Below are 14,034 nucleotides of genomic sequence, written 5' to 3' on the forward strand. Positions count from 1 at the left end.
TTTCTATTCATTAACATATGTTAATAAATACTATAGTTTTGCTCTAATCCTACTTAATTGCACTGGAGTGATACTTAAAAATTTTGCAATTTGATATTGAGGTATTAAATTATCTATATTTGGTATAACTTTTCTTAATTTTAAATAACGCTGCTTCGCATTCATTGTTAGTAGCTCAATATGTTTAGCATCATTCTGACACAATAATTGTTCTAAAAACTTAGCATGAAAGCCAAGTACCTCTGCATTAGTTTCACAAAGTGCTTTATACTTAAAGTAATCAACCTCGTAAATTTCGCAGTCGGTTAAAGACTCGTAAATACACTCAGAAGGCGTTTGATTTATTAACGCACGAAATGACGCTAAAATGATTCTAGGTACAAAAATTGATTTTGTTACCTCTTTCCCATTTTCTAATCTAACATAGGAGCGCATAACCCCTTTATTTATCATATATATTTTATTAGGAACGTCTCCTATATTTACTAAAACAGTTCCTGATTTAACTTGCTTAATATGAGCAATTTCATAAACCAAATTAAAAGACGCTTCGGATATTGGATAAAATGATGTTATATAAGATTTAATTTCATTGTAATACATTGGCTTTTCAGCTACCATAATAATTATTTACACACAGGTTAAATGTATCATTTTAAATGATGGAGCCTATAAGTTTTCGATGTAGCGCATTTATATTAATATAATAAGTAATGTAAAAAGAATTATTCAGTACTATGCATTTTATCTATATTTGAACTTAAATTATTGCCCAATTATGACCATACTTATTACAAATATCAAGGAATTACTTCAAGTAAGAGATGAAACTATTTTAAAAGTTTCTGGTTTACAAATGAAGGAATTACCAACTATAAAAAACGCTTACTTATTAATTGATAATGACACAATCGTAGATTATGGAGAGATGTCTGTCGTTACAGGTATAAATGCGGACCAAATTATTGATGCGTCAGGTAAATTGGTATTACCTACTTGGTGTGACTCGCATACACATATTGTGTACGCTGGCGACAGATCTCAAGAGTTTGTAGACCGTATTAATGGTTTAAGTTATGAAGATATAGCTAATCGTGGAGGTGGTATTTTAAATAGCGCTAAAACACTGCAGGAAACTAGTGAAGATGACCTGTATAACCAATCTGTTGCACGACTTAAAGCTGTTATGAGTTTGGGTACAGGTGCAATCGAAATAAAATCAGGTTATGGTCTAACTCCTGAAGCAGAATTTAAAATGCTACGTGTTATAAAAAGACTTAAAAAAGATTTTCCAATAAAAGTTAAAGCTACCTTTTTAGGTGCTCATGCATTACCATTAGCGTTTAAAAATAATAAACAAGGTTATTTAGATCAGATAATTAATGACATGTTACCTCAAATTGCTAAAGAAAATTTAGCCCAATATATTGATGTATTTTGCGAAAAGGGATATTTTGATTTAGACGATACAGCACAAATACTTAAGGCAGGACAAGACTATAATTTAATTCCTAAAATACACGTTAATCAATTTAATGCTTTTGGAGGTATTGCTTTAGCTGTAAAACACAATGCCATAAGTGTTGATCATTTAGAAGAATTAAATAACGAAGACATTAATGCTTTAAAAGACAGTAATACAATGCCAGTTGCGTTACCTTCTTGCTCTTACTTTTTAAGTATACCATACACACCAGGAAGACAATTAATTGATGCTGGACTACCTTTAGCTTTAGCAACAGATTATAATCCTGGCTCAACACCTTCTGGAAATATGAATTTTGTTGTAAGTACTGCATGTATAAAAATGAGGTTAACACCTGAAGAAGCCATTAATGCTGCAACACTAAATGGTGCTTATGCAATGGGAATATCAAATCAATATGGTAGTATTACCAAAGGAAAAAAAGCTAATGTAATAATTACTAAACCTATATCTAGCTATAATTATTTACCCTATGCTTTTGGTGATAACCATATAGAAACAGTAATAATTAATGGTGAAATAATCTAGCAAAACATAAGTGCCTTATGTTTTAAATATAAAAAAACCTGAACGCATTTGCCTTCAGGTTTTTTGTTATGGAATAAACAATTAATATTAGTTCAAGCTATTATCTAAGTGTAAACTCAGAGCTTGAAACCAATTCGTTTGAGTTAAAAACGTTTACTTGGTAACGTCCTTTTTCAAAATCATCATCTGTACTATTTACTATAAATTCACAGATATCTAGATTTCCATTTTCGTAATTAAACTTACTAATAATACTATAATTAAGTGTTTGTTCACCAAACTTAATTTGTTGATTTACACCTAATATATTGTTTTTAGGATCTATAACTTGTACATACAATTCTTTATCTCCTGACTGTACTAATTTATTTTTAGCAACTGTGTAGCATACTCTAATTTTATCACTTCTTCCTGCTCTTTCTGTTGGAATAAGTTTACCATTATTACGTTCAATAACTCCAAATCCCTTTAAGTTTGCTGTTGTTAAAACTGCAGCATTTTCTACTACTTCTGCAAGCGCTGTATTTTGTACAACTAGAGAATCATTAAACATTCTACTTTCTTCATATCTAACATTAGTACTATCTAAAGTAGTCGCTAAATGCATGTTTTCTACTTTTAATCTATCGTTTTCAGATAATAAAACATCCATTTCATCTTGTAATGCTAAATACTTCTTTTTGTATTTCCATAAACTACTAACGTTGTTTTCAGATACTTTTAACGAGTCTATTAAACTTTGAATACGCTCTCTAGCTTCTACTAAATTTTGATTAGTCACTTGACTTTCGCTTAAAGCGACATCATATTTAGCTACCATTGTATTTAAGTCGTTTAAAACGTCATTTTTTTCTTGTGTTAATTGCTGCTCAGTTTGTTGCTTGTCTTTATACAAAGTCGATGTATAAATTCCGGTTCCGATAAATAAAGCTAAGGCTATACCTAATGCAACCTTCAAACCTGTACTTGCTGTTTTATTTGCCATAATTATTTGTTTTTAAATTGTAATCGTTAATTTTCTAGTTATTCTTTAATAATAAAAACGTAATTTTAATTTTTCAAAACTACATAAAAAGTAAATGGATAAATTAGTTTTATTTGATAACTCAATTATAAATAATCTACTAAATACTCGTCTTGGCGAAACTAAATTTGGAGAACATACTAACACGTTAACCAGCGTTTCAAATATATACGATTCTCTTAAACCTTTGGACGTCAAGTACGTTATTTTTGGTATACCAGAAGCTATTGGTGTATTTGCAAATCTAGGTAAATCAGGCACTTCAACCGCTTGGGATGCTACAATTAAAGTTTTGTTAAATATCCAAAGTAATGCTTTTACTAATGCCAAAAATGTTTTGATCCTAGGCCATTTAGACTTTACCGAAGAGCAAAAACAGCTTTCTAAATTAAATCAAGATGATCCTAAGCATATCTCTAAAGCCAGAAAATTAGTGGCTCAAATGGATACACATGTTGTAGATTTAGTGTCCAATATTGTAAAAGCAGGTAAAATACCCATCGCAATTGGTGGTGGACACAATAATGCTTATGGAATGATAAAAGGTACAAGCCTAGCTTTAAAACAACCCATAAATAGTATTAATTTTGATGCACATGCAGATTTTAGAGCATTAGAAGGAAGACATAGTGGTAATGGTTTTAGTTACGCTTACGCTGAAGGTTTTTTAAAACGCTATTTTGCATTTGGGTTACACGAAAATTACACATCGTCACAAGTATTTACTCAATTTAAAGACAATAAACATTTAGATTTTAATACTTATGAAGCGCTAGCTGTCAGACAAAATTCAAAATTTAAAAAAGAATTACGACGTGCCAAAAAACATGTAAATACAACCCATTTTGGAATTGAAATAGATTGCGATGCAATTATAAACACTCCTAGTAGTGCGCAAACATCTAGTGGCTTTTCAGCAGAAAAAACAAGACAATTTTTACATTATTTTGCAGCACTTGACAATGTTAAATATTTACATATCTGTGAAGCTGTAGCTAAAAATAAAAAGGCCACACAAGTTGGTAAACTAATTAGCTATTTAATTACAGATTTTATACGCTCAAACTCTAATAAAAATGACTAAATTACAAATAGAATACATTAGACTAGCATTAGCCTTACTAGTCTTTGTTTTTATAATTACACTTCTTTTTTTACATATTAATCAAGTTAATTTAAATTGGTTTACAACATTATCAAGTGTTATGACCTTACCTGCTTTAGGATTAAGTATTGCAATTCCTATTTGGATGATTGTTGATTTATTTAGAAAAAAAGTAGCAGATAAGTCTATATTTAACCTGACCTTTTTTATATCTGTAATTTCAATTTTATTGTTATTATTTGCAATTTATATTTTAAAATAAAAATGAAACCTACTATTAACATTATCCCTTTTGATAAAAAATACGCCAAGGATTTTTACGTACTAAACAGAGAATGGTTAGAACAATATTTTTATGTTGAACCTTTTGACGAAGAGGTTTTAAGCAAACCTGACCAATACATCATTGATAAAGGTGGTTATATATTTTTTGCCAAATTTGAAGATCAAATTGTTGGTACCTATGCCTTCATGCCCTTAAAAAATGAAGCTGGTTTTGAATTAACAAAAATGGCTGTATCACCAAGTTTAAGAGGTCATAAAATTGGTCAACAATTACTAGAGCATTGTATTAATTTTGCTAAAGCCAAAAAGTTTGAAAGACTTCTACTCTACTCTAATCGTAAATTAGAAAATGCTATATATTTATATCATAAGTTTGGTTTTAAAGAAGTCGTGTTAGAAAAAAATACACCATATAAACGTGCTAATATAAAAATGGAATTTGACCTAAAGGAATAAAAAAAGCACTAAAAAATTTAGTGCTTTTAATTTATAAGATATTAAGTAACCGTTTATTTTTTAATAAACTTTAAAGTATTACCATCTTCTAATTTAAATAGGTATAAGTCACTAGATAAATTTTGAATATCTATACTTTCATTTTTTTCAACTTTACCCTTTAACACTTGTTGTCCTAAACTATTATAAACAGTATAATTTAAAGCTTTTTCCATGTTAGACACTTTAATAAAGTTGCTAGAAGGATTAGGATATAATTGTAACGATTTGCTTAAAACAAACCCATCTGCAGATAAAGTCGGTAAGTTATATTTAGAAATTTTATTTGCATCAAATTCAGCTATATAAACTTCGCTAGTGTTAGCTGCTAAACCAATCGGAGTTTGTACTCCAGACACTAAATCTTCCTTAGTTGGTACTGCTGCTAAAATATCAACTTTTGAAACTTTATTTGCAGTATACTCTGCTACATATAACGTGTTTCCGTTTATAGTTAAATCGATAGGAGAATTAAAGTCTGTAATAAAATCTGTACCAGTTGTTGCACCTGATGCGACATCAAGTGTAGACACTTTATTACCTGAAAACTCAGCGATGTACAGTATATCATTTTTAAAAAAGATTCCGTAAGGTGCATTAAATGCGTTAGCAACTAAAACAGCGGTTGGCACTGCATCTGTTAGGTTTATTTTAAAGATTGAATTACTACCTGTTTCTGCGTAATAAAGTTCGTCTCCTTTAATAGCTAATCCTGTTGGATTATTTAAACCAGAAATTACTGTTGACATTGTTGCTGTTGGTGCAGAAATATCAATTCTAGATATTTTATTACCAAAATGTTCTGCCACATAAATATAGTTACCTGTTGCAACAATACCCATTGGTCTATTTAATCCTGTAATAACATTTGATTTAGTCGTTGGTAATGGAGCAGTAATATCTAATTTAGAGATAATACCACTATTAAACTCTGATATGTACAAGTCGTTACCAGACAATGATAACCTATAAGGGTTAGTTGTACCAGTTGTCACAACAGTTGTTTGAGCATTGATTGTAAAGATACCAAACACTAAAAATAATAAATTGTAAATTTGTTTCATAAGCGAATTTTTAAGCCTTAAAAATTAATTTTCGGCAAAATTTAGGAAAGGGGTTTTTAATTAGATTTTGATAAAAATTGAAATAATAGCTACATTATAGCAGTTGCAAAAATATATCTAAAAAGGTTAAAAAAAGTTCCATTTATACCAATTTAATTACCATTGGTCGTTTTTTTCCTACAATAAAAAACCTGTTTACAATAGTAATATTATAAACAGGCTTAATATAATTAATTAGTTTTTTACTTATTTTCCAACGAGTCTATTTTGCGTTTTAATTTAGCAATATCGTCTGCTTCTTTTTGCTTGACCATAGAGTCATATTTACGCTGTAAAGCCTCTAGGGATTCTTTTTCTTTTATTGTGTTACCTTTTAAATCTGTAGTATCAATAGCTATAAATTGATCGTTTAAATCTTTCATTATAGCTTCTACTGCTTTTTCATCGTCCATATAATAATTTTCAATACCTTCACTTGCTCGCCAAGCTTCATTTAATTGATTGTAAACAGATTTTTCCCATTGGCTTGGGTGTTTTGCATCTATCCAAACAACATCTCTATATTCGCTATCAATTAAAGCTAAATCTGGTGTTGCAGAACCATCAAATTGTGCTCCTTCTGCTTTTATTGAAGATATAGTCCCTAAAAAGAACATACGTTTACGACCTGCTATATTTTTAATGTATGGTCTAAACTCGACAGGCTTATTTACGGACCAATCATATTCTTTTCTGGATTCAATAACCTTTAAAGGCATTGCCGAAACACCAGCATAACCTTGTTTTTTTGAGGCATGATCATAATAATATAGTTTGTTTGTTCCATCAGCTGGTACAAACACGCTAAAGGTTAAACTTGTACGCTCATCGCCCACTGGCTCTAAACCAAACCAATGATACAAACCACTATAAGCATCAGATTTTGAGTCTGAAAAATCAAAATCCGTCACAAATGGTTGTTGGTTTTGATCATCCGGAAGATTAGGTATCTTAACAGCTGTTTCCATGTTCCAAGGTAATGGATCACTAAATCCACCTAAAAACTTAAGCGATTCGGCTTGTAAACGTGATACTTTTTCTGATAATGTGTTTTGACGTGTTAAATAAGGATGATTCTTCATATCTTCTGGTGCTATAAAGGTTCCTTTACCTATCGTAACACGCTCAATATAATCGCTAAAATCATGTGCACCACTATCTATTACCATTACACCTCCAAAGGTTGGATAAGGAAAGAAAAAACCTTTCCATTTAATTAAACTTACCACTTCTACCCATTGACCGTTGTCATTTTTCATATAAAACGTGTCACTTGGTTCGTAATTAAATAGCATCCAAGGATTAAAACGTTGTACTACTGCATTGTATGTGTTTCTGCTAAATTTTAAAGACTCACCAATAGAAAATGTGGTTGAAATACGGTTTTCGTTAGAGAAACGAGGAAAAGGTGTCGTACTTGACACTGAAAACACTTCTTCAGTATTATCACTAATGCCTTGCCACACATATTTTTCAGTAGGTTGAATCGCCATAGTCCATTTGTTCTCGTCATCCACTCTTACTAAATGTGGTAATGAAACATCTTTGGTTTCTCCGACGCTTTCATTAGCCATAGAAAAAATGTTTCGTAAAGGCTGAATGCGTTCGTTTTGGGTTAAAGGCAGTTCGTTAATTTCAACTTTATTTAAATTATTAAATACGTTATATGTTTTCATATAATCATACAATTGATAGTGCCAACCTGCTATGTAAAGCACTCCAAAAAAGACCAATAATCCTGCAAGAATACCTAGACGTTTACCTGTAGATGCCGAGTTTCGGAAGCTACGAAGTCCAAAAAACAATAGTATCGCACTTAATAAAATGACAAAAATATATTTACGGATAAATAACAATACAGGTTGATAATCGTCTCTTAAAAAAAACAATAATGCAATTACAATTATTGCTACAATAATTAAAACTGCTTTTTGTTTTCCGCCTTGATTCCAATACTTTTTAATCATATATCTATAATTTAGGTAATTAGCTTTTGCTAAAAACCGAATTGTGTTTTATTTTTATTTAATTTCTAAAAATTACATTAGTCCTTTATCCTTAAGACGTTCTCTAGCGCTTTTTTCTGGTGCTTTAGGTGTTTCTTTTATTTCTTTTTTAGCTTCTTCTACGACTTTAGCATCTTTATTTTTAAAGTCTTCTAAAAACTCTTTCCCTTTATTTAAACCATCTTTTACTACATCTTCTATTGAGTCTGATTGCTGCTCAATCACCTCTCCTGATTTAAGCACAAAGTTTGCAACATAAGTTCCTATTAAAGTTCCGAAAATAGCAGAAGCAAATGCTGAAATACCATAATATGTACTAAAAATAGCTATTGGAGTTAAAAACTGAATGATTAGCGCTGCAATTAAAAATGTAAATGCAACAAACAATACTCTAGGCAAAACAGCTTGCTTGTAGATAAATCCTTTTGGATTTCCTGGTTTCATTTGTAGTTCTTTACTATTAAATACTTTGTTAAAAAAGCGATACACTGCATTACTTTTAGATTCTGTCCAATAAATAAAAATCCCAAAAAGAATTGCTCCAAAAAATATTATAATTTCTAAACCCATGGTTTTAATTGTGTTTTGGTTAATAAAAAGGTGTTTGATTGCAACCTTTACTAAATTAGTCTATAATTTTTAAATATTGTTACTTATGGTTTCTATAACCCAATCTTTAAATGAGTCGTCCCATGTGTTATATTGTCTATAAAACTCTTCTTTATCATACCAATACAAGAATAAAACATCTTTAGGAGCCACATTAATTAATAATTTCCATATTAAATCTTGATGCTTTGCTATTAATGAAGAGTGTGGTAAATGCAATGCATTAAACAAATTAGAATCTACTATATCTGCTATTTTGTATTGGTTACTAACTTCAAGTTTATCCAAATACAACTCCACACCCATGATGCGTTTTCTGGTATTAATATCTAGTTTATTTAGGTAACTTTTAAATAATACTGCATCATTTAAAATATCACGTAATGGATGTTGCGTATCTTTTAACGCCATAGCAAATTCCATTTTTTTAATACGTTGGTAACGATCTGTGTTTAAAGCTTCTTCCAAATCGTGTTCAATAATAACATGATTACGCAATTTGTCCATTAATTCTGGCTGCTCAATATGAAAAATAGTAATGTCGTGAATTGTGTCTTTAATAGCTTCTTTGTACCATTTAAGATTTTCAAAAACAATAATTGGCGAAATAAAATCACGCAAAATATAAACACCTCCAAACGACTTTGTGTAAAATGAATCTGTTTGATATTGTAAACTGTGCAAACTTAAATCGCGTCCACGTAAATCGCCATATGTTTGGGCTGATTCTAAAAGTTTTGCATGTAAATCTTCATCAATAAAATTATTACCTTGTTTAAAAGCATCAATTAATTGCTGTTGTTGCTTTTGTATTTGATCTAAGTTATTTATTAAATGAAATTTGATATAAACCTTATCGTATTTAAGCACATCTAGTGGTTCATAAAAAGCATCAATATCTTGGTCAAAATCTATACAAATAGCAGAATCCCTTGTAATATCATTGATTTTTTGACCATGAACTTGAAATACCTGCTTCATCATCTCTCTATCAAAACTATGAAAAGGAGAATAGACAGGTTTTCCTTTTTGTAAAGGTGAAATAATTATGGCATGTGGATTAGCTTCGCCATTATTAAGGTACATTGTTGTTCCTTTTTCTTCTGCAATCTCTGGACTATAACCAATACCATCAATTGAAAAATGGGTTAGTTTTGTTGGTGTAAATCCTAATTTTTGAAGGCATAGATTATAACGATCTACCAACTTACCACTAATGGGAATAAGCTCACTTCTGTAAAGGTTTGCTAATTTTAGTTTATTCATTACACCTTTTAATTTCTTTTATTATTATTTATCACAAGGTTACGGTTACGCTTCAAACACATTATTTATTTGCGCATACTGCAACAAACAAATGGTTTTTATATCTACTAGTTGACCTGTTTTAATCATTTGTAAAGCTTCTGTAAATGGTATTTCTAAAACTTCAATATCTTCATGCTCACTATCCAAACCACCTCCATCACTAACTTTCATGTCATCTGTATATTCTGCAGTAAAATAATGTAAAATCTCAGTCAAAGCTCCTGGAGAAGAATAGGCCTTAAATATTTTAGTAACTGTGTCAACTTTATAACCAGTTTCTTCTTCAATCTCTCTAATAATACAAGCTTCTGGTTGGTCATTATCCAACATCCCAGCACAAGCCTCTAGAACAAAACCAGAGTCATTTCCGTTTAAAAACGTTGACACTCTAAATTGTTTTGTTAAAATAACCGTTTTATTAATCTTGTTATATAACAAAACTGTTGCTCCATCACCTCTATCATAAGATTCGCGCTTTTGATTTACCCAAGATTCATTTTTCATTTTATATGAAAACGATACCTCGTTTAACGTTGCCCAACCTTTGTATAAGGTATTTATTACTACATTTTTTAATTTATTGGCCATTACTAAATAAATCTCTTGCTTTAGTTTCTATGTTTAATTGGTTGATTCTAGCGTCTACTTTACGTTTAAAGTCAGTATCTGCAATAGTTGCAACGTTGTCTAAATATCTTACCACTTCTTGTCTTCTAATTTCTGAAAAGTTTAAACCTTTCATGTTAGATTTCATTAATTCTTGTAACATATTGAATTTAGTATCATAATCTTTTTTGAAATACGTTTCCGGATTATCAAACCAGCTTTGTTCTAAATCAAAATCTGTTAAACGTAGCGACACTGCACTTTGGATATTACGCACATCTCTGGAAGAGAAAAATGGAAATATCTTCTGAATCTCTTTATATAAAGTCGCATAAAATTGGTGCGAGTTTGTTTTATGTTGTGTTTCTGCTTTATCGTAAGCTTCTAAAACACGTAATTCCGTTGGTTTATCTGACACGTTTAAGATTTCTCCCATATTGGTTGCTAGTCCTTGATCCTGTAAATATTTATAATCTGCAGGTCCTTGCATGTTAACAAACTCTGGCATAGTCTTATCCAGTTTACTCCACCATAAATGATCTTGATCTAAAAAATCATGTTCACTACGTGCACCATCAATTTTAAAACGACCTTGGACACGTGATATAACTGCTTTATCTAACATTTCTGGAAGGTTAGTAAACAACCCAATCGAGCTGTTACCATAATTAACTGCGTAAGCACCTTCTGTATATCTTAAAAAGACACCAATGACCTCTTTTACACCTGCAGACACACCTTGTGCTGTACGTTCTTGCAGGTTATTTTCAGCATCATCGATAGGTGCAAAAATTAATTTTGAAGGATCTTGCATTGGTTTCATCCAATCCACCATCTTCTCGGCAGATCCACCTTGAAATGTACTAATTAAAGTATCTGGCATTGGGTGGAATAAAAACGGAATGTCTAAATGATCACAATGTTCTTTTAATCTAGTTGCTATTGCAGCAATTAACATACTTTTTCCTGTTCCAGGAATACCGTAACCCATAAAAACTGGCATAAAACCACCAAGCTCTTGAAAGGGGTTTTTCTTTGCTTCAAAATCGTAACTCAACATACGTTCCGTCAAACGTCTTGCAAAGTGTTTTGCATCTCTGTTACCTACAATTTGCTCGAATTGAATTTTATTAAACTCAACACTTTTTGCGGTACCTTGAAAGGTGTTTTCCCATCCTGAAATAGCAAAATCACTGTTCTCTAGTTTATATGTTCTGTCAACGATAGTCTCAGTATATTCTAAGTTGCTTCTGCGTAAACTGATTTCGGTTAACAAAGCTTCAAAATATACTACTGTAAAATCTGCAACGTCTTTGTCAGATTTTACAATATCTGGATGTGCTAAATATTTATCATAATAAAATAACGCACAAGAGACCCCTTTTAATGGTGATAGTAATGAGACTTCTGGAATACCAGCAAATTTTTGCTTCATAACACTTAAATCGTCAGAAGCATGAGGTTTTAACAAGTGTAAAATTTTATAAGCAGTCGCAAATAACATAAACGCACTTGCTGTTTGCATCTTACTTTCATACTCACGTCTACCATCATTATCCAAAGCCGATTTACGCTCGTTTAGACTAGATAAACCTGAGGCATCATAATAACTGTCTTTTATCCAAATCCCTAACGTTAAACCTTCTTGAACTGCGTATAATGTTTGATTTAAAAGAATTGGTATGGCTACCGAATCTGGTAATAATCGCTTTTTTAATGCTAAAATGGTTTTTGAAACCGAAGTGATTGATGCAGACGATCCGTTATTTGCTTTAGACAAGTATAATAATATTGACTCATCTTTAGCGTCTTTATCTTTATTTTTTGCTCGAGAACCTTGTTCCCAACTGATACTTTTTAAGTATGATGAAGCTTCGTCACGTAAAACGTCTAATTCTGATTTTTTTATAGGGAAGGTTGAGTTGTGTTCCATGTAATTTTAGTTTTCGGTTTTTAGTCGCAGTATACAGTGATTACTCAAAATGCTTACGCTTCTTAAACTTTGAATATTTATTTATTTTTAAAATCGCAAGACTACAAAACTGAGACTGCGATGGTAAATTCTTTTTAATTTTTATCAATTTTTAAATCAGATACCTGAAAAGGTGGTTTTGCCAACTTATTCATAATCTCTGGATTTTTATTGTATAGTAATTGGATGATACGATGTGGTGCAAATACGTAACCTTCTTTTATTGGTGTACCCCAATTTTGGAGTGTTTGTTTGCTAAAATATCCACCTTCTTTAAATTGGCCTCCTGTAAATACTTCGTGCACTTTAAAAGACAAAGCATAAGCTTCTAAAGGAATTTCTTTTTTACCTATTGCTTCTAGTATGGTGTGCGTTAAATCGTTATCATCTTTTGCAAATACGTTATGAAAAGCACCTATATCCAAACGTTTTATGTGTTTTGGAAATACATTTTTTAATCGTCTATCAATACCATAAGCCATAGTATCCATATTCATTTTACGATCTGCTACTGTTTTTAAAGTGTCATATATGTCTTCTTTTTCTTTTAATGGATCTTTACCATCATAATCAAAGTACATATAGCAAATAAAGGGACGGTTTAAGGAGACATCGTAAAAACTCCAACTGGTCATGTAAGTTGCCTTACTACCTTCTGGTGCTTTTATAATTTTACCTTGTACAAAACGGTTAAAAATATATTGCTGCTCTACTGATGTGTAATATACTATTGATGCTGCTTGAAATAATTTATCACGCCTAACAGGTTGTTTTTTGCGTAATAATTGGTCCAGAAATTCGTCTTGAAGTTCTGACACATCTTTTAATTTGTTTAAATAGTTGTCGCGTAAAGACAGGTCGTTATATAGGTATCTAAACTCTAAATAATTAGGAAAACCAGAATCTGTAACGTCTACCTTCATGTTGTCTTCCTCATCGTACATGTATTTGACACGCATGGCTTCTATGGAGTATAGTAGTAAGTCGCAGTATTGTTTAAAGAAAACAATTTCTTGTGGAGTACATAAGCCATTTTGTTGTACGCCAACAATTAATTCTTTTAAGGCAAAATCTACCTTTTTGTGATAAAACACATATTGATCTTTACTATCTAATATAGATGAATCTAATGGTGTGACAATGTGGTTTATACTCATTTTAATTGTTCAATATTCAGTTGTTATAGTCCGTTTTAAGTCTGTTATAACTTGATTGTTTTAGTTGTGATTAACTTTTTTATTGGTCATATATTTAATGAAAGTCCAAACTAGAAAACTTGGAAAAAATATAATATTTGACCAACCAATTACTTGACCTGTAATTGTATTACTGATTTTTAGGATGTAAATACCATTTAAAACAAAACCTATCATTATTATGATTGCCATTACTAGTCTTAATTGTTTTGACATTTTACTATTGACTTTTATTTTTGATTTGCACTTTAAGGTTTGAGTAAGCGCGTTAAGGATTGAAGTGGCATCCTTTTGCTTTTTTGCAAAAGATA

General features: G+C 30.9%; 14 protein-coding genes. 4 read left to right on the top strand and 10 right to left on the bottom strand.

Features of this window, described 5'->3' with window-relative positions; all coding sequences use genetic code 11:
- Positions 1 to 30 precede the first annotated feature (30 nt).
- Positions 31 to 621: a Crp/Fnr family transcriptional regulator gene (locus JM82_RS06055; RefSeq protein WP_145001823.1), complete on the bottom strand. Its 591-nt coding sequence runs from the start codon at positions 619 to 621 to the stop codon at positions 31 to 33.
- 157 nt (positions 622 to 778) lie between these two features.
- Between JM82_RS06055 and hutI the strand changes: the two genes are divergently transcribed.
- A complete protein-coding gene (gene hutI, locus JM82_RS06060; RefSeq protein WP_145001824.1) occupies positions 779 to 2,014 on the top strand; it encodes an imidazolonepropionase in 1,236 nt (411 codons plus the stop codon).
- 100 nt (positions 2,015 to 2,114) lie between these two features.
- Here the strand turns inward: hutI and JM82_RS06065 are convergent, their stop codons facing one another.
- On the bottom strand, positions 2,115 to 2,999 hold the full coding sequence (locus tag JM82_RS06065) for a chromosome partitioning protein ParA (RefSeq protein ID WP_145001825.1): 885 nt from the start codon (positions 2,997 to 2,999) through the stop codon (positions 2,115 to 2,117).
- A 94-nt stretch (positions 3,000 to 3,093) separates the two neighbouring features.
- On the opposite strand from JM82_RS06065, the gene JM82_RS06070 reads away from it, so the two are divergent.
- Genes JM82_RS06070 through JM82_RS06080 form a run of 3 tightly spaced genes read left to right on the top strand, consistent with a single transcriptional unit; the run spans position 3,094 to position 4,884 of the window.
- Positions 3,094 to 4,122 (top strand): formimidoylglutamase, encoded by a 1,029-nt coding sequence (locus tag JM82_RS06070; protein WP_145001826.1) that lies wholly within the window; start codon positions 3,094 to 3,096, stop codon positions 4,120 to 4,122.
- Positions 4,115 to 4,405 carry a hypothetical protein gene (locus tag JM82_RS06075; protein WP_145001827.1) on the top strand — a complete coding sequence of 97 codons (291 nt, stop codon included), beginning with the start codon at positions 4,115 to 4,117 and terminating at the stop codon, positions 4,403 to 4,405. Before JM82_RS06070 ends, JM82_RS06075 begins: the two co-directional genes overlap by 8 nt.
- Positions 4,406 to 4,407: 2 nt before the next feature.
- Positions 4,408 to 4,884, top strand: a complete 477-nt coding sequence (locus JM82_RS06080) for a GNAT family N-acetyltransferase (RefSeq protein ID WP_145001828.1) — start codon at positions 4,408 to 4,410, stop codon at positions 4,882 to 4,884.
- A 53-nt stretch (positions 4,885 to 4,937) separates the two neighbouring features.
- Here the strand turns inward: JM82_RS06080 and JM82_RS06085 are convergent, their stop codons facing one another.
- From JM82_RS06085 to JM82_RS16350, 8 genes are all read right to left on the bottom strand, one after another.
- Positions 4,938 to 5,987, bottom strand: coding sequence for a T9SS type A sorting domain-containing protein (locus JM82_RS06085; protein ID WP_145001829.1), 1,050 nt, complete (start codon positions 5,985 to 5,987; stop codon positions 4,938 to 4,940).
- 242 nt (positions 5,988 to 6,229) lie between these two features.
- Positions 6,230 to 7,993: a hypothetical protein gene (locus JM82_RS06090; RefSeq protein ID WP_145001830.1), complete on the bottom strand. Its 1,764-nt coding sequence runs from the start codon at positions 7,991 to 7,993 to the stop codon at positions 6,230 to 6,232.
- A 72-nt stretch (positions 7,994 to 8,065) separates the two neighbouring features.
- Positions 8,066 to 8,602, bottom strand: a complete 537-nt coding sequence (locus tag JM82_RS06095) for a hypothetical protein (RefSeq protein WP_145001831.1) — start codon at positions 8,600 to 8,602, stop codon at positions 8,066 to 8,068.
- Between the two features lie 69 nt (positions 8,603 to 8,671).
- Positions 8,672 to 9,907, bottom strand: coding sequence for a DUF6638 family protein (locus JM82_RS06100; protein WP_145001832.1), 1,236 nt, complete (start codon positions 9,905 to 9,907; stop codon positions 8,672 to 8,674).
- A 45-nt stretch (positions 9,908 to 9,952) separates the two neighbouring features.
- Complete coding sequence (locus JM82_RS06105; protein WP_145001833.1) at positions 9,953 to 10,537, bottom strand: NUDIX domain-containing protein; 585 nt, start codon at positions 10,535 to 10,537, stop codon at positions 9,953 to 9,955.
- Entirely contained in the window at positions 10,527 to 12,488 is a 1,962-nt protein-coding gene (locus tag JM82_RS06110) for an AAA family ATPase (RefSeq protein WP_145001834.1), read from the bottom strand. The genes JM82_RS06105 and JM82_RS06110 overlap by 11 nt, the downstream gene beginning before the upstream one ends.
- A 134-nt stretch (positions 12,489 to 12,622) precedes the next feature.
- A complete protein-coding gene (locus tag JM82_RS06115; RefSeq protein WP_145001835.1) occupies positions 12,623 to 13,684 on the bottom strand; it encodes a hypothetical protein in 1,062 nt (353 codons plus the stop codon).
- 60 nt (positions 13,685 to 13,744) lie between these two features.
- Positions 13,745 to 13,915 (bottom strand): hypothetical protein, encoded by a 171-nt coding sequence (locus JM82_RS16350; RefSeq protein ID WP_186439186.1) that lies wholly within the window; start codon positions 13,913 to 13,915, stop codon positions 13,745 to 13,747.
- Between the last annotated feature and the right edge of the window lie 119 nt (positions 13,916 to 14,034).

The sequence above is a fragment of the Olleya sp. Hel_I_94 genome, assembly GCF_007827365.1.
Classification (GTDB): Bacteria; Bacteroidota; Bacteroidia; order Flavobacteriales; family Flavobacteriaceae; genus Olleya.